8 protein-coding genes are annotated in these 17,421 nt (G+C 62.6%); 6 read left to right on the forward strand and 2 right to left on the reverse strand.

Features of this window, described 5'->3' with window-relative positions; all coding sequences use genetic code 11:
- Position 1: 1 nt before the first annotated feature.
- Together A3K89_RS13505 and A3K89_RS13510 are read right to left on the reverse strand one after the other, a co-directional pair.
- The gene (locus A3K89_RS13505) at positions 2–2,746 is read right to left on the reverse strand and encodes a class I SAM-dependent DNA methyltransferase (RefSeq protein ID WP_068426790.1); all 2,745 of its coding nucleotides are present in this window, start codon (positions 2,744–2,746) and stop codon (positions 2–4) included.
- Positions 2,743–6,012: a helicase-related protein gene (locus A3K89_RS13510; RefSeq protein ID WP_068426793.1), complete on the reverse strand. Its 3,270-nt coding sequence runs from the start codon at positions 6,010–6,012 to the stop codon at positions 2,743–2,745. Before A3K89_RS13510 ends, A3K89_RS13505 begins: the two co-directional genes overlap by 4 nt.
- 385 nt (positions 6,013–6,397) lie before the next feature.
- Between A3K89_RS13510 and A3K89_RS25775 the strand changes: the two genes are divergently transcribed.
- The 6 genes from A3K89_RS25775 to A3K89_RS13535 all read left to right on the forward strand — a co-directional run bounded on the left by A3K89_RS25775 (position 6,398) and on the right by A3K89_RS13535 (position 17,395).
- A complete protein-coding gene (locus tag A3K89_RS25775; RefSeq protein WP_157105330.1) occupies positions 6,398–7,195 on the forward strand; it encodes a hypothetical protein in 798 nt (265 codons plus the stop codon).
- Positions 7,196–7,724: 529 nt separating this feature from the next.
- Positions 7,725–8,387, forward strand: coding sequence for a TraI DNA relaxase (locus tag A3K89_RS13515; RefSeq protein ID WP_084423786.1), 663 nt, complete (start codon positions 7,725–7,727; stop codon positions 8,385–8,387).
- Entirely contained in the window at positions 8,381–10,276 is a 1,896-nt protein-coding gene (locus tag A3K89_RS13520; RefSeq protein WP_068426807.1) for a type IV secretory system conjugative DNA transfer family protein, read from the forward strand. The genes A3K89_RS13515 and A3K89_RS13520 overlap by 7 nt, the downstream gene beginning before the upstream one ends.
- Positions 10,273–10,692 (forward strand): DUF4913 domain-containing protein, encoded by a 420-nt coding sequence (locus A3K89_RS13525; RefSeq protein ID WP_068426810.1) that lies wholly within the window; start codon positions 10,273–10,275, stop codon positions 10,690–10,692. The genes A3K89_RS13520 and A3K89_RS13525 overlap by 4 nt, the downstream gene beginning before the upstream one ends.
- 248 nt (positions 10,693–10,940) lie before the next feature.
- Positions 10,941–11,555: a hypothetical protein gene (locus A3K89_RS26345; RefSeq protein ID WP_068426813.1), complete on the forward strand. Its 615-nt coding sequence runs from the start codon at positions 10,941–10,943 to the stop codon at positions 11,553–11,555.
- 239 nt (positions 11,556–11,794) lie between these two features.
- Positions 11,795–17,395, forward strand: coding sequence for a helicase-related protein (locus A3K89_RS13535; RefSeq protein WP_254303524.1), 5,601 nt, complete (start codon positions 11,795–11,797; stop codon positions 17,393–17,395).
- Positions 17,396–17,421 lie beyond the last annotated feature (26 nt).

Raw genomic sequence — 17,421 nt, forward strand, 5'->3', positions numbered from 1 at the left:
CCTATAGCAGTCCTTCCTGTCCGGTAAGGATCGCGTATTGCCGTAAGAGGGTTCGTTGTCTATCCGACTCGGTTGCCAGGTTCACCCGCCCGTAGAGTTTGTCCACGATCACATCTAGCTCCTTGTGCGCCTCAGCCAGATCGCTGGGCATGGCCGACGCGTCGTACAACTTCTCTAGTGACCAACCGGGGTGGGCTGCACGAGCAGCAATGACACCGGACGCTGCCTCGACGATAGCTTTGCGCACTGCGCTCGTTACGGGCGGCAATGGAAATGTGTTATAGGTAAATCCCGAGAACCGCGGATCCGACTTAATACGGCCCCCGACTGCCCTCATCCACGACATGAACATTGCGCTGGAAAGCACACCAAACCCATAACCGTCTGGATCTGGGGCCGCGTAGTTGGCGTCAGACATTATGACGTCGGCTGGATATCTCCGAACTGTAAAATAAAGACGGCTCGATGCCACGTGACGAGGAATTCCGAGATAATCGACATCAGGTTGACGAATCTCGGCGAAACGATATGGAGTTGATGCCAATTTGCTCGTTGCCGGACGCTTGCTCTTCGCCCTGTAGCTGCGCACACCTTCAAGGCGCGTCGAGATCAGTTCGCTCCGTGACGCTTCGGAGACATCGCCCTTGGTCAGCCAAATACACCAGCGGTCACGGTCGTATATTAGTTCCCGGGTTCCAATGAACCTTCGCAGATACTTTCTCGCTATCGGATCAGCAGCAAACTCGTCGTATACGTCTGGGGTGACGATAAGCGAACCACCGTCGTTTGCCATGCTCCCAAATGCCACTGTAGGTAGGCTGGGGTTCAACGGTACTGATCGTTTGCGGACGAGAATCGGCGGTCCTGGTGTCAGATACGGACTGATGTTGGCAGGCGTTTGCCGGGTCCCTTCGCCCCGTGCGTTCTCTGCGTAGGTCCACAAGGCGGGTTTTGGTGTCGCACGACGATCGAACCCGACAATGGACACATGCACTGCAGCGCCGTCGGACGCTTCAGTAGTCCATTCGAACGATCGATGCGCAAAACGGCATCGCCAGCTCGCGTCAAGAATCGGTTGCCAGAGATCGGCGACTGGCTCGCCCTGACAGATCGAGTTGGTCGAGACGAATGCCCACCGCCCATCGTGTTTGCCGAAGTAGTCGAGAGTCTTTTTGTACCAGCCCGTGACGTAGTCGAAGTTCGCGCTCATCTGGCTACCCCAGACGGCGGCTAGGTCAGCTTTTTGCCCGGGCGACATCAGTCGGCCGCCGTTGAATGGCGGGTTTCCGAAGATGACCACGTCGTCGCTGGGTGGGAGTATGTGCGCCCAGCTCGTGTGCAGAGCGTTGTCGTACTCGATTCGAGGCGCGATGGTGATGGGGAGCCGGTCGGGGGCTACCCCGAATTCGAGTGCGGTTTGTTGGTTAGCGAGATGGTCGACCAACAGCATTGCTGTCTCTGCGATTCGCTTGGGCCATTCCTCGATTTCGATTCCATAGAAGTGATCGAGGGTCACCTGCAAGTCACCGGTAACATCGAAGCTCAGCTGGGCGCGTTCGACCTTCTTCGATGCCGCCAACACCATGTCGAGATCTCTGCGGCGCTTGAGGATCTCGAGTTCGAGTGCACGTAGTTCTCGGTAAGCGACGACGAGGAAATTTCCGCATCCGCACGCGGGGTCGATATAACGGCCACGCCCGAGGTCGTTATGGAGTTTGGTAAGTTGCGCCTTATCGTCCCATGCCCGTTCTAGACGGGCGCGGTACTCATCGAGGAACAGCGGGCGGATTGTTTTGAGGATGTTTTCTTCGGTGGTGTAGTGCTCCCCGCCGTACCGGCGGGCATCCTTGCTCTTGACTGTTTGGAACATTGAGCCGAAGACTGCGGGTGAGATGATCGACCAGTCGAATTCGCAGGCCTCGATGAGGACGTCTCGAAACTGTTCGGTCAGCGTGTCGAGCATCAGCGCATCGGAATAGAGTCCGCCGTTGATGTAGCGGAACGGCTCGTACGGACTTCCGGCCGGTAAGTCGCGGCCATTGTCGGGTGTGTTGAGGACTTCGAAGAGTTTCTGGAGATCACGGTTCAGGGTTTCGGGTGTGGTGTGCTGGCGCAGGAAAGACTCGAACAACCCCGCGGGTGTCCACATGCGTGCGTCATCCCCGAACAGAAGAAACAGCAGCCGAGCGAGAAGAAGTGTTGCGTCGTGGTCGTCGATGCCTGCGGTTTCGAGTTCGGCGTACAAGGTCCCCATCAGCCGGGCAGCCGCTACCGATGCGGTCTCGGCTTCTTTGTCGAACGCGTCTCGCATCCGTTCGAGTAACGCGACGAGTGGTAGGTCTTCGTCGAAGTCGATTTCGATTGCTCGAAGTCGATCTGCCAGATGTGTGACACGTTGACCGACCAGGTGTTCGTGTACCAGTAGCTTGGCGTTGGCGCTTCCAAGTTGAGCGCGGCGCGGCCACCGCCACTCTTGCTTGTGGTCGTTGGTAAAGATGACCAGTCGTTCGTGGTTGTCTTTGCCTACGAGCAGGTCGATCACTCGCTGAGTTCGGCGCGGCGGTAGTTCGGCGCAGTGCCATATGCGAAGGCCCTTGAATCCGGCTACTTGCATCAGTTCGAAGTGGTCGTCGTCGACCTCGAACGTCAGGTTGGGGCGGTCCGGATTTTCCCACCCCAGTTCGTCGATGAACAGGGTTCGAAAGTCACGCGAGTCGACAAGATCGAGTAGACGGTTTTCGGTCATTGTGCGACTCCCATGCTGCTGACGACGCGGATCGGGTCTTTGCCAGTGCGTGCCGCGATGACGAGCCTTCGGTCGCGGTGGAGAGCACTGATGAGAGTGGTGAGGTCGTCGTCGCTGGAGCCGTTGCGTATGGCACGTTTGAGCCTGTTCTCGGCGTCTCGTTGCAGTGGATGTTGGAACAGCTCATCGAGGGCTTGTGCAGTGTCTCTGTTGTGCGAATTCAGGGTTTCTCCGAGTCTGCGCCACAGGGTGCGTCGTACCCCGCGCAGTCTGCCGGCCGTGGCGGTTGGGGTGGCGAGTGGGCCTCGTACCAGGTTTTCGATGAGCTGGTCATGATCATCTCGGTGTTCGAGGCCGAGTTCCTCGGGCGTGGACTCGAATGCTCGTAGTACCTCGTGCCCTGTGAGTAGACGAGTGCTGCCATCCGCTGTGGCGAGTCCAAATCCGTCCATGCCGGATTCGGTTCGGACGTAGCAGATTACGCCGTCATCTTTGTCGCTGAGACGTTTTGCTCGCGTCGCGTCGATCATGTCCGGTAGCGCGGCTACGCGCGCGGCCAGCGTGGGGTCTTGCTCTTGTGCTCGATGCCAGATTTGATACGCCAGGCTGGATGCGTCGACGTCGTCGGCGGAGTCCTGCTCGTCGAGTGTGCCGTTGTAGAGGTCGGTGATAGCCCGGACTTCGCCTTCGCTGCCAAAGAACTGCTCGTCCGAACCGAACGCTTCGGCGTTGGCGCTGAGTCGATCACTGATGCGCTGGCGCAGGGAGATGACATTGTCGACGGACTCGTGGAAGAACGAGTACAGCAGTATTTCGTCGGATTGCTGCCCCACCCGATCAACACGGCCCGCTCGTTGGATCAACCGGATGATCGCCCACGGCAGGTCGTAATTGACGACAATGTGCGCATCTTGCAGGTTCTGGCCCTCGCTCAGCACGTCGGTCGCGATCAAGACACGCAACTCGTCCTGTATATCGACGCTGTCCTGCCCCGGTAGAGCGTTTGATCTCGGCGAGAAGCGATGCGCCAGTGAGGTGGGATCGTCGCTGTCGCCGGTCGCCAGTCCGACGTCGCCCAGGCCTGCATCTGTCAACGCTGCAGCAATGTAGTTGGCGGTGTCCTTGTACTCGGTGAAGACCAGCACTTTGTCGGCTGGATGCTCGGTGGACAGTAGCTTAAGTAGAGCCGTGAGCTTCGAGTCGTGCTCGACTTTCCAGCCTCCGAAGGCGTCGAGCAGTCCCCGCAAGGCTTTGGTGTCGCGATCAAGGTCCTGGCGCAAGCCTGCGGTAAACAGTTCGGGCCGAATCCATTTCACTGAGGCTGGGTTGGCTTCGCGTAGTGCCTCATAACGACGGCTGGGATCGTCAGTTAGGTGTTCTGCCGCGTCGAGCTCTGTGGCGGTGGGATCGTCGTCGTCGGTCAGGCTCGTGTCGATGATCGTGCCCGTCGGGATCCGGAGATCGTTGTCGATCGCGTATCCGAACAGTTCGTTTCGAGCGATGTGTCGCTGCAGCGACAGCGTGAAAGAGTGGCCGCAGGAAGACAGTCTTTTGTAGAACGTGGTGCGGACGAAGCCTGCAACGTTGCCTCGACCACGGGTGAGGTTGTCGACGAACTCTTTTTCGGCGTCAGTCAGCACCGCTGTCTTCCTCAGATACCTGCCGAGTTCGTAGCGGGGTAAGACGAGGTTGGTGAGGATGTCCAGAGTGGTGTCGCTTGCCATGATCGCCGCCGGATCGGTGGGGCCGAAGGAATGATCGACGGGCTTGGGAATGCGCCGAGGGAACTCGAACCGTACTCCGTTGGAGAATTCGAGGTACTGGCGACCATCGTCATCGGTCTGAGCGAAGTTGTTCTTGATGAATGTCCTGGTCCGACGTACCAGATGCTCGCTCATCAGACGCTTCCAGTCGTCGGGGTCCTCGGACCTGCGAAAGGCGGCCATGGTGGTGATTTTGTCGTCTACTTTGTCGCGTAGGCGTGGATCGGCTGCGATTGCGTTGGTCGGCGCAATGCCGAGGTCGTCGTCGTCGTCGATGTAGAGCGACAGCTGGTTTGCGACGTCGCGGAAGCGGATGTTGTACGGGGTGGCCGTCAAAAGCAGTGTCTTGCTGTCGAAGGCGTGGATGTACTCCTGCACCGCCTTGTAATCTCGTCGTTCGTCGTTCCGCAGAGTGTGCGATTCATCGACGATGACGAAGGCATAGCGCCGTAATCCGGGAAGTTCGCGGTGCGCCATGCTGTAAGGAACGACGTGCCCATACAGGTTGTATGCCTCGAAGTGTTCTTTCCACATCGTGACCAGGTTCTTGGGGCAAACCACAAGAGGCATGTAGCCGTGCTCGTCGCGGAGCATGAGTGCGACCGCGATCGCGGTGAGGGTTTTGCCCAGACCGACGACGTCACCGAGCATGGTTCCTTGCTTGGTCATGATGCGCCGGGCCAGTGTCCGCACCGCTGTCGACTGGTACTCGAGGAGTTGGGCACTTACTTCGTCAGGCACGGAGTATTCGGCCAGTCCTTCTCGGACGTCCCGTGACAGGTCGTAGCAGACCTTGAGGAAGACCTCGTACGGACGGCGTGGTTCTTTTCTGGCCCATGATTCGTCGAGCAGCGTCAGCAGGTCTGCAGTGACTTCGCGGCTGAATCTGTCGTTCCACCGGGCTTCGAACCAATCCGCCAGGGTTTGCGCTCCCGCAGTGTCCAGGACATCGACGTTGAGTTCGAGGTTGTGGGTCAATCCGGGCGCGGTGAGGTTCGAGGAACCGACAAATCCTGTGATCGGATTATTTAGATCCTTCCGATGAAAGATGTATGCCTTCCCGTGGAGGGGCCGGCGAGTGAACACTTTGATCTGCACTGCCTTGGACTCGAGCAGGTCTCGCAGCGATTGCAGAGACGCGCGATCACTCGAAGTAGGGAGTCCCCTCATCAGCTGGGTCCGGAGCTGTTCGACCAGTTCGGCTTTCCGCGCTCGGCCGGTGTTGGCATCTGCGTCGAGGATCTCCGATCCGTCGACGGCGGCTTGTAGCTCGTCGAGCGCTTCCTCTTGCGGTCCCGTCATGACCATGCCGATCAGGATCCGTACTACAGGCTCGGAGCCTGCGGCGTTGGCGGCTGCCTTGTTCTGAACCAGTGAGTCGAAGACCGACCAACCGCGGAGGTTGAAGTAACCCACTGCCACGTCCATACGGTCCGACGCCTGCAGCGTCTGCTGTAAGTGCGCACCCAGGTGCGAATTGATGTTGTCGAAGATCCGCGTCACGAGATGTGGTCGCTCCGTTTCAGTGGTGTTTTCAAACAGGCCGAGATCTTCAGTTGTCGATCGTCCGTTGTGGTTAGTCTTTCAAACGTCTGCGGGGCGGGTGTAAAGAACATGCTTGCGCACGGTTGTAACGAACATCCCGACCGGTTGATCGCCGCCGGCTTGCTTGAGTGACCCTGGGTCCTCGGGGTAATACGCGGTTTCGCTGCCGTGCCGGCCAACCAGAGGTAGCCGATGTCCACGAATCGTTCTCGTGGCCGACCCGTCCCTACGTTCGACGGGCACGGCAGCGAGGAATGTAGGCCGCCTTTGGCGGCCTGTAACGCCTCCGCAGACGCAAACGACTCCCCGGCCAGCAACAGCAACAGCAACAGCAAGGAGTGTCGTGGGTACGACTTATCTAGCCTCAGATGGCAGCGTGACCTTGAACGAGCAAGGACTGACTCTCAATCACAACGCGAGATCGAAGAAGGGTACGCAAGCAGTCACGATTCCGTACTCGTCGATTTCATCGGTCACGTTCCTCGTTCCGGGCCTCACCGCGCCCGGAATCGTTACCTTCAATGTACGTTGCGAACCCGATGAAATATTCGAACAGAGCAATCGCAACACGCTAAGGCTCGACGACGAAAAGGCCGCTGAAGCCGCACGAGAATACGTGGCCATAGTCCGGTCAGTGATGGCCGGTAACAGCGCAAGCCCGATCCAACCTGAAGTGGCTATCGCAGCGGGTCGCGTGTCCAGTCCGCGCACACGGCCAGCCGGGGTACCTCGCAACCGCTGCCTGCCAAACGGCGTACGACTCATTGATCTCGACTGGCCGCCGGACCCCAGTCCCGGGCAGACGAACCACGGTTACGTGTGGAACGGCGACAAGCAGAAATGGGTAAAAGCGCACGATCCGAATGGACTTAACGGGTGGAAAGAATGGTCTTTCGCCGGCATCCTCGGCGTCGGAGCAGTCGCGGTCATCATCGGTATCATCGCACTACTAGGCACGTTGTTCAGCGGATCCGACGACAGCGATGGACGTTGCGAAACCTTACAAGCTTGGTACAACGACAACCCCTATGACTCGAACCCGAGCATCGCAGATGACTACTACTCAAGCTGCGGCCAAGTGCCTCCGCCTGTGCAGAACGGCGAATTGATCAGTCGTAATGGGCATTACGTCTACCCGTGACACGGGGGACGCTCATGTAACTCTGATCCTGGCACTTCGAGTAATGCAGATGAAGTCGTGGCTCGGCAGAACGACGACTAAATGCAGCCGCACCGACTGACATAGAGCCATGCCGACGGGCTCTGCAAGGTCGAATACCCAACCCATACCTATACGCGTCCTGGTCAGCGCGTTCGATGGGAGTTTTACCGCATCGACCAGTTCCCGATGACCGTGGCCAGGAACGGAGGGAAGCGGCCCGGTAGTCTCCTGGTTCCAGTCCGTTAAAGACAGTCGCAATCGTCTCGTTGTGCGACACCCTGCAAGATGGCACGACCATGCACTACAGTGGATTCCTGTTCGACCGTCGATGAGGGTCACGGTCGAGCGTCCATCCAGCAACAGCGCTGCCCGGCAAGTCGTTTGGTGTCGGCGCGGGTTAGCTGTGAGCTGACCGACGCTCCCAGATAAGGCCCTCCATGCCGAAATCCCTTCAGCTCTCATCGAGCACACCTCAAGATCAGTTGGCGTCCGTCGGCGGTGACCGTCGATGACCACACCCATCACCACTGTTGCAGAGTTGCAGCGACGTTCGCAGATTGCTGCTGCCGCCTATGAACGCGGCCGACGCGCTGCATTGGCTGCCGCACGACGCCGCAGCCTTCCCGACCGCGCCCGCAGCCGTCACGACGAGGTCCGGTCCCGCCCACATTCCTACGAGCCGCGCAGTGACAGTCGCGCATTCGGGCTGCTTGATTCCGACCTGTCGTTAGCGCGGGCCGCGGCATACCTTGCCGCGACCGGGGTCGCGCACGAGCTGATCGCCGCACAGTCCTTCCCCAACCCGATCGAGCAGGACTGGGCCGATGCCACCGCTAAACGCACCGCTGTTCACGAGGATGCGTGGCGCGAGCGGCTGGTCGGCGGCGGCATCGACGATGCCGTTCTGCGGCCGGGTCTGTCGCTGGACGTTCTGGAGTTGCCCGCCGAACTCGACGGGCTCGATTTCCAAGACATCGCCGAGCACACCCTCGACGTGTCCTCGACCGCAGCGGACTTCGAGCCGATCCAGCTGTCCGATCTGATGCTCGAGACACCCCGCCAGAATCGTTCGTCGGATTCGGTCGTCGACATCACCGATCGGGTCGCCCGCGTCATCGAGATCGACCGCGGCGTCGACACGGCCGTCGAGGCTGGTGTGGACGCATGGTGACCAAGAAGCCGACCTCCAAAGGTGTCGGAACATCGTCGTCGACGCTGCCGTTGATCGCGATCTCGGTGGTGATCGTGCTCATCGCCCTCGCGTACGGCTCACTCTGGCTCGGACACGCACTGTCCGACACCGGGCAGGAGATCCCCGGAAACCCGTTCGGGGCACTGTTCTCCGTTGTCGCCGGCACCCTGACCTGGCCGGCGGTCTCGACGTGGATCTTCGTGATCGTCCTGGTTATCGTCTCCGGTCTTACCGGTATCGTCACCGCTGCCCGCGCAGCGAGCGGCGGCAGGAACGAGGTGGATGCCAAGGCCAGGTTGATGGGGCCCACCTCGAAGCTCAGCGGGGTGACCGGCAAGCAGGCCCGCGAACGCGCGAAGTCGCTGCGCTCGGATCTCGCCGAACTGGACTCGCTCGACGACGCCGACATCGGTGTCATCGTCGGCCGCACCGTCCAAGGCAATCATAAAGTGTTCATGTCCTGGGAGGACATGCTTTTCGCCCTCGCCGGGCCTCGGATGGGCAAGACTGCGGCCTTGGCGATCGACGCCCTCTGCACCGCACCCGGCGCGGCATTGTTCACCTCCAACAAACGCGACGGCCACGATTTCACCCGCGGTGTCCGCGAAGACGTCGGCAGGGTCTGGCGCTACGACCTGCAAGGCATCGCCGAGGGGCCGCTCACCACAGGCGACGGGTTCTGGTGGAATCCCTTGCGCGGCATCGACACCATCGTCGGCGCCCGCAAGCTCGCCTCCTACTTCGCCGCCGCATCACGCGATGACTCGGCCAGAGTGGATGCGTACTTTGACGGCGGCGCACAAGAGCTACTCGCGCAGATGATGTTCGCGGCCGCGTGCGGCGGCGGGGATCTGTTGCACGTGTACGGATGGCTCTCCGACGAGGCGAACGAACTCCCGCAGAAACTGCTGCTGGCCCACGGGCACAGCATCGTCGCGATGCGGCTGAAATCGACCAGCGATCTGAACCCGCGCCAGCGAGATGGCCTGTACGACATGGCTCGCCGATTCATCGGCCTGCTGGAAGAGAAGTCGTACGCAATGTCGATCCTGCCGCCGAACCGCACCGATCTCTCCACCGACGACACTCCGGACACGACGATCGGCCGCGGCGTGAAATATCCGCACACCATGACAGAATTCGTCGTCGAGGAATTCGTCACCAGCACGGACACGATCTACGCCCTGTCGAAGGAAGGTCCGGATTCCTCGTCGGCGCTGACCACCGCGTTGATCGGGTCGGTCATCGACGCCGCCCAAAGGATCGCACGCCGAAGCCCGCGCGGGAGGTTGCCAGTGCCCATGCTGTGCATCCTCGACGAGGCCGCTAACGTATGCCGCCTCCCCGAACTCCCTGCCTGGTACTCCCACCTGGGCTCACAGGGCATCTGCGTGATGACGATCGTGCAGAACCTCTCACAAGCACAGAAGGTCTGGGGGCAGGACGGGGTCAAACAACTTCTCGATGCCGCGAACTTCCTCTGGTACGGCGGCGGACTCAAGGACAAGACCACCCTCTCCGAGCTGTCCGCGCTCGTCGGGGATCACGACGTCGAACGCTGGTCGAGATCCCGCAACGGTGGCCTGTTCGAGGGTGGTTCGACGTCGAAGTCGCAGTCCTGGTCGAAAGAGCCGATTCTGACCGTCGACGACCTCGGCGCGATCCCGAAAACCCGTGCCTTGGTGCTCATTTCCGGTAACCGACCAGTGTTGGTGGTGAAGGTGTACTGGTCCGACGGCCCGAACGCCGACGGCATCAACGCATCGATCACCCGGTACGGCATCCCCGAAAAAACCCAGATCCAGGCGGTCGACAGAACAACAGTCGAGACTGTCACGTCCATCAGCGACGAGGAGCCGTACCTGTGACCGCATCGGAGCAGACCACCCCCGACGAGATCGACTCCACTGACGAGACACCGTCCCGCCGATTTCCCACGTTCGACGCCTGGTTCGACTCCTGGCTGTCGGCGATCCTCGCCCGAAAACTGTCGACCTCGCCGGGCAAGAACAAAGTGTTCTGCCCGAGGTGGTGGGAGCACCCCGAGGTCGTCGTGCGGCTGCACTCGCTGTGGACCGCGTGGGAAGCCGCGGCGGCCGCCGAGGACGGAGCCGCGATGTCGGGCTGGTGGGTCCATCACGCCGATCCGCAGCTGCGCACGATGCTCGACGCCGAGAATGGCCCGATGTACCGGTGCAGCCGCGATGCGCACCAGCTCACCCCGGCGCTGCGCAACGAGCTCGTCGCCGCTCCGCCCGGATGGTTCGACGAACTGGGCGCCTGACCGCAAAACCTGACACAACCAACCCCAAAAATCCCCGGGGCCCTGGTGGGTGGCTAGACCCACCAGGGCCGATATGACCGGAATCGTGCTCCGGCCGACGACGACGTTAGCGACCCTGCCGCCCTGTACACGGCGGCGGGTCCGCTGACGTCGGTCGTCGACACACCTCTCCAGGAGCACACCCGTGGCCACGCCCGCCGATGACAACCAGCTCGATTTGTTCGCCGAGATGAAGGACAGTGAGACACATGATCGACCCGACCACCCAGGACCTGATGAAGCTCTATCTCGAGCACGTGGGACTGCCACCGGAGCTGAGCCCGGAGGATCAACAGGACTTCCTCGAACGCGAGAGCGAGCGGATAGCGGAGCGGATCGACAACATGAAGATCCACATGCAGGACCGGGCGCTGCGCCGCTACGTGCAGGAGAACGGTCACCCGGCTCCGTATCTGGAGCAGACGGGGCTGATCGAGCAGGCGTGGGCGGAGGCGACGACGTTCGTGATCGACGAGGAAATCTACGGCCAGCTCCCGGAGAACCTGGACGACTTTCCGGAGGACGAGGAACCGACATCGGTGCAGACCGAGCGCGAGCTGGCACGGATTCAGGTGCACCGGTCCGATCCGGAGAGGTGGCGCAACCCGCTCAACTGCGCGGACCCGCAGAAGTGGGCGCGGAATCTGATGTTCCAACTGTGGGCGGACCGACCGGGGAAGTTCCACTACTTCGCGAGCCATCTGCTGCAGGCGAGGATCGAGGACGATCAACCGTATCCGACGTCGACGACGCACCCGCTGTATCCATCGTTCACGAACCTGCTCGACGAGCGGACGGCCGAGTACGAGCGAACCGGAAAGTAAAACGCCGCAACGCCGCCGATGCGCAACTCGATCTGTTCGCGTTCGACGCGGACGGCGCGGCACCGATCGACCCCGCCTCGACCGACATCGGCGCCGCACCGCTCCCCGCGCCGCGCGACCCCGCTGTCCTGATCGCCGAATCCACCGCGGCCACCGACAGCAATGCCAGCATTACCAGCATTGACAGCGGACAGGCAGTCGATTCGCCTGGCACAGCGCCGGACGACATCGAATCTGCTGTGTCACAGCCGTACTCGCCCTCTCGCGAGGATGTCGAACCAGCCGTCGACGAACCGGTCGTGTCGGCACCGGTGGCGGTTGCACCGGTCGACTTCCGTTCCGGACCGCAGGTGTTGGTGCCGTCGGGGACGAAGGCGCGGGTGCGGGCGAACATCGACGCGCTGCGCGTGTTGTCGACGGTCACCGAGCAACAGCGTTACGCCACTGCTGCCGAGCAGGACGTGCTGGCCCGGTGGTCGAGCTGGGGCGCGACCCCGCAGGTGTTCGATCCCCGGCGCGAGGACTGGAGTCGCGAGCGGGAAGAGCTGCGGGAAATTCTCGACGACACCGCCTGGTCGCAGGCGCAGCGCACCACCCTGAACGCGCACTACACCGACCCGGCGATCGCAGATGCGATGTGGCAGGCGATGATTCGGGCCGGATTCACCGGCGGCCGCGTCCTCGAACCGGGCTGCGGATCGGGCACGTTCATCACCCACGCCCCGGCGTCAGCGCAGATGGTCGGCGTCGAACTCGACGCCACCTCCGCCGCGATCGCAGCCGCTCTGTCACCGTCGGCGCAGATCCGCGCCGAAGGATTCGAGAAGACCGCGGTACCGCAGCGCTCGTTCACCGCAGCGATCGGCAACGTCCCCTTCGCCGACGTGCGGCTCTACGACCCGGTGCACAACCAGTCCAAGCACACCATCCACAACCACTTCATCGTCAAATCGTTGGCGCTGACCGCCCCCGGCGGCTATGTCGCGATGCTGACCTCCCGCTACACCCTCGACGCCCAGAATCAACGCGCCCGCCGCGACATCGCCGCCCTCGGTGATCTCGTCGGCGCAGTCCGGTTGCCGTCGAACGCATTCCGGCGGGTCGCCGGCACCGACGTCGTCACCGACATTCTCGTGCTCCGCCGCCGTGAAGACGAGAAGAAGATGTCTGCGCTCACCACGCGGTTCCTGGGTCTCGAAAACGCCACCGCCCTCGACGAAGCCGGCGAGGAGAAAGCCGTCCCCATGAACGCCGTCTACACCGATCACCCCGACTGGGTGCTCGGCGACCTACGCGTCGGGCACGGCATGTACGCCGGGGATTCGCTCACCGTCGCTGCCCGAGACGATGTGGAACTCGCCGCAGCAGTCGAGGAGACCCTGACCGGGATCGTCGACACCGCGAAAGCGAACGGTCTCGGCCACACCGCCTCCTGGACCGACACCCTCGGACCCACCCGCGAGGACTTCGAACGGGGCCTGCTCGCCGTCAACCGCAGCGCGGCCGCCGAGGATCTCGCGGTCGGGACCCTGCGGCACGACGCCCAGGCCGCAGTGATCGAGCGATGGATGCACACCGGCTGGGAGCCGGTGAACACCCGCGGCGCCAAGCAGGTCGCCGAATGGGGGCAGCTCCTCGCGCTACGCGATACCACCCATGCAGTGATCGACTCGCAACGCGACACCGCCACCACACCAGGGGAACGGCAAGCGCTACGGGAAATCCTCGGGGAGCAGTACGACGCCTACGTCGCCCGCTACGGCCCAATCAACCGGTTCACCATGACCGTGCCCAAGGACCTCACCGACGCCCAGCACGACGCCGCTCTGACGAAGTCGATCGACACCTGGCGCAAAGACGAAGGCGTCGCCGGCGACCCGTACGCCGGGGACATTCCCGAAGACGTGTATTCGCGGTTGTCGGATCAGGCGTGGATCAATCCGCGCACCCCGACGAAGCTGCAAGCCCACCTCGGGCGGGCGATCCGCAACGATCCGACGTTCGCCCCGGTGCTCGCGCTCGAACAGTTCGACGAGACGACGATGACCGCCCGCAAGGCGGCGATCTTCCACGCCGATGTGCTCTTCGCCCGTGAGGTCCGCGAGTACGCCGAATCGGTCGACGAAGCGATGGCCATCAGCCTCGACGAGCACGCCCGCCTCGACGTCGACCGGATCGCCGAGCTCCTCGGCGTCGAGCGCGCCGACGCCGAAACGGAAATGGAGGGCAAGGCGTTCCGCACCCTCGCCGATCCGGAGCGGTGGGTGCCCGCGTCGACGTATCTGTCGGGCAACGTGCGCCGCAAACTCGCCGACGTCGAGGAAATCGCGGCGCTCGATCCGCGGTATCGGGTCAACGCCGACGCGCTTGCTGCCGCGATTCCGCCGCGCAAGACCGATGTCGATGTCGCACTCGGGGCACCGTGGGTGCCGATCGAGACCTACACCCAGTTCGTCCGGGAAACGTTCGAAGTACCGGAGTACACCGACGTCGTCATCGAACGGGCGTCGGGCAAATGGGAGGTGGCGGTCAATCCCTATCGCGGCAGCCACGAACAGGATCTCAAATGGGGGTTGGTGCCCAAACGCGGTACGTGGTCGACCTCGTTCAACTTCGAATACCGGCCTGCCGAAGACCGCGGCATCGCCAATGCCGGTGTCCGCTCCGGCGACTACGAATGGCAGGAGTTGCTGGTCGATCTGCTCAACAACACCACCATCGAAATCGGAACGTCGAAAGAGTTCCGCGACAGCGCCGGCGCTCCCCTGATCCACGACGCCGCGACCCGCGCCGCCCAATCGAAAGCCCGCCGGCTGGCGCAGGAGTTCGGGCAGTGGGCGCTGCACACCGACGACGCCCGCCGCGAACAGCTCCTCGACATCTACAACGAGAAGTTCAACTCCGTTGTCGCACCGGTCCATTCCGGTGCGCATCTCGCGTTGCCCGGTCTCGGTGAGACGTTCAATCCGCATCCGCATCAACGCGACGCCGTCGCCCGAATCATTGCCGAGCCGACCGTGCTGCTCGACCACGTCGTCGGAGCGGGCAAGACCGGCGTGATGCTCATGGGCGCAATGGAACTGAAGCGTCTCGGTTTGGCGGACAAGCCGTGGATCGTGGTGCCCAACCACATCATCGACCAAGTCGTCCGCGAAGCCGGGCATTGGTACCCCGGCGCACGGATTCTCTCCGGATCGGCGGCCACCGACGCCGAAGGCCGGCGGCTGCTGATCGCTCAATCCGCATCCCAGGACTGGGACATGGTCATCGTTCCGCAGTCGGCGTTCTCGGCGATCGGTGTCGACCCCGGCACCAAGGCCGAATACATACGCAACCAGGTCGCCGACCTCGATGCCCAGCTCGACCGCGATCTGTCGGACCTGTCCATCAAACGGCTCGAAGCGAAGAAGGCCCGGCTGGAAGAGAAGCTCGAGACCGCGCTCGATCAAGCCGGAAAGGATCTCGGGCTGACGTTCGAAGCATCCGGGTGTGACTACCTGTTCGTCGACGAAGCCCACGAATACAAGAACCTCGCGCGTGCCTCCGACGTCGCGGAACTGGCGAACGAGGGCACCAAACGGGCCACCGACATGGACCTCAAACTGCGGTATCTGCGGTCGATGCGCCGAGAAGAGGCCATCGCGAAAGGCATCTCGGCCGAGGAATACACCGAACGCGTCGCCACGTTCGCCACCGGCACGCCGGTCGCGAACTCCCTGGCCGAGCTGTGGGTGATGCAGCACTACCTACGCCCCGATCTGCTCGAGGACGCCGGGGTCTCCGAGATCGCCGACTGGGGCGCGACGTTCACCGACACCGTCGAACGTGTCGAACTGAACTCCTCCGGATCGAGACTGCGGGCGGTGACCCGGGTCGGTGAGTTCACCAACGTCGGCGACCTGATCGGCATGACCAGCGTGTTCACCGACGCCGTCACCCGCGACCAAGTGCCGGCCGACCTGCCGGTCAAGGCCGGGGGCCGCAACACCGATGTCCTGTTCACCCCCGCGCTGGAGGTGCAGGACTTCATCGCCGACCTGGGGTTCCGCGCCGACGACGCCGACCGGCGTCGACCAGACCTCGACAACGCTCTCAAGATCGCGGGCGACGGCCGCAACGTCACCCTCGACCCGCGCGCCGCCCATCTCGATCCCGCACCCCCGGAAAACTCCCGAGCCCATATCGTCGCGTCCCGGATCTTGGAGGTGCACAACGAGAACCGGGACAACACCTACCTCGACACAGCCGGGCAGCCGCATCCGACGCCGGGGGCGTTGCAGATCGTGTTCTGCGATCGCTCCACCCCGAAAACCGACGGATCGTGGTCGATCTACGACGGCATCCGGGACGAGCTGCTCGCCGGCGGAATGGAACCCGCGCAGATCGCCTACGTGCACGACTACGCCAAGCCGTCGGAGAAGGCCCGGTTGTTCGAGATGTGCCGCACCGGCAAGGTCACCGTCGTCATGGGCTCGACCCAGAAGATGGGCACCGGCACCAACATTCAGGACCGGGCCATCGCCCTGCATCACGTCGACGTGCCATGGCGCCCTGCCGACCTCGAACAACGCGAAGGCCGAATCATCCGCCAAGGCAACCAGAACCGTGAAGTGCGGGTGTTCAACTACGTCGCCGAGAAGACCTTCGACACCGTGATGTGGCAGACGATCAACCGCAAAGCGCACTTCATCGAACAGCTCAAGAAAGCCGATCGGTCGATGCGCCGCGTGCAAGATCTCGACGCGGATTCGCTCGCGGAGAACTCGGCCATGACCAAAGCCCTGGCCACCGGCGACGAGCGCTACATCCAGCAGATCGAACTCGACTCCCAGCTCCAAGAGCTCCAGTCCGAAGCCGACTCGCATTTCGCCGAGCAACGCTCCATCGAACGCGACCGCGACCGCCTCCGAAGAGAAGTGCCCCGCGCCCGTGACCGCGTCGCAGGGTTGGCTGCTGCCGCACCCACACTGAAAGCCCGGCGAGATGCTCAGCAGTGGCCCGGGATCACCGTGCGCGGCCAGTTCCACAGCACCCGTCCCGAAGCGGCGGCAGCGATCACGAAGGCGCTGCAAGGGGCGTATTTCAGCCTCAAAGGTGAGGGCGCGACGAAATCAGTGGTGATCGCGCAGATGAGCGGCTTCGACATCGAGGTGGCGCGACCGGCGACCGACAGCGCCCTCTATATGTCGTTCTCCGGGCTCGGATCGTCGGTCAAAACCATCGTCCAATCCGAGCTGTATCCCAAAATGAACGAATCCGACGGCAGCCAGCACGCACTCGGTCTGCTGACCCGGGTGGAAAACATGGCCTACACCGTCGACACCGACCTCGGGAAAGCCGAGCAGTCACTCGACGGCGACGAACACCGACTGGAGGTGCTCGAGACCGTCGAGCTGCCCGACTTCCCGAAAGCCATCCAGCTCAAAGACCTCTCCGACGAAGTCGCCCGCCTGCGCCGAGAAATCAAAGAAGCCGAGTCCAGTCCCGAAGCGCTCGCCCGCGAGGCAGCACGCACCGAACGAGCCACCGCGAAGGGAAGAGAACCCGGCTGGTCACTCAAGCTCAACCCCACCCCCGCCGTCGTCGAAGCACTCGGCTTCGACACCGCCGACGACGTTCGGGCGATGATGCGCACCAACGAACTCATCGCAGCCCAGGAAGCGAAAGCACAGCACAACGGGGCTTCGGGGGTAGAACAAGGCGACCCCTCGACTCGTCCCGGGAGATTCCTTGGCGCCGTGGACAACGACGCCACTGGAAAATGGCGGGTCTCCGGCACCGAGCCGGAACCACCGGCAACCGACACGCAACCGGACCGGGGCTACGACCTCGACAGCTGAGGGCAAACCACGGTCCGCCGAACCCC

The sequence above is a fragment of the Rhodococcoides kyotonense genome (assembly GCF_001645385.1).
In the GTDB taxonomy this organism is placed as follows: Bacteria; Actinomycetota; Actinomycetes; order Mycobacteriales; family Mycobacteriaceae; genus Rhodococcoides; species Rhodococcoides kyotonensis_B.

Excerpts from the sequence above, each read along its gene's own strand:
- A3K89_RS13505 (WP_068426790.1), bottom strand. The coding sequence starts at position 2,746 with ATGACCGAAAACCGTCTACTCGATCTTGTCGACTCGCGTGACTTTCGA.
- A3K89_RS13515 (WP_084423786.1), top strand. The coding sequence starts at position 7,725 with ATGACCACACCCATCACCACTGTTGCAGAGTTGCAGCGACGTTCGCAG.
- A3K89_RS13520 (WP_068426807.1), top strand. The coding sequence starts at position 8,381 with ATGGTGACCAAGAAGCCGACCTCCAAAGGTGTCGGAACATCGTCGTCG.
- A3K89_RS26345 (WP_068426813.1), top strand. The coding sequence starts at position 10,941 with ATGATCGACCCGACCACCCAGGACCTGATGAAGCTCTATCTCGAGCAC.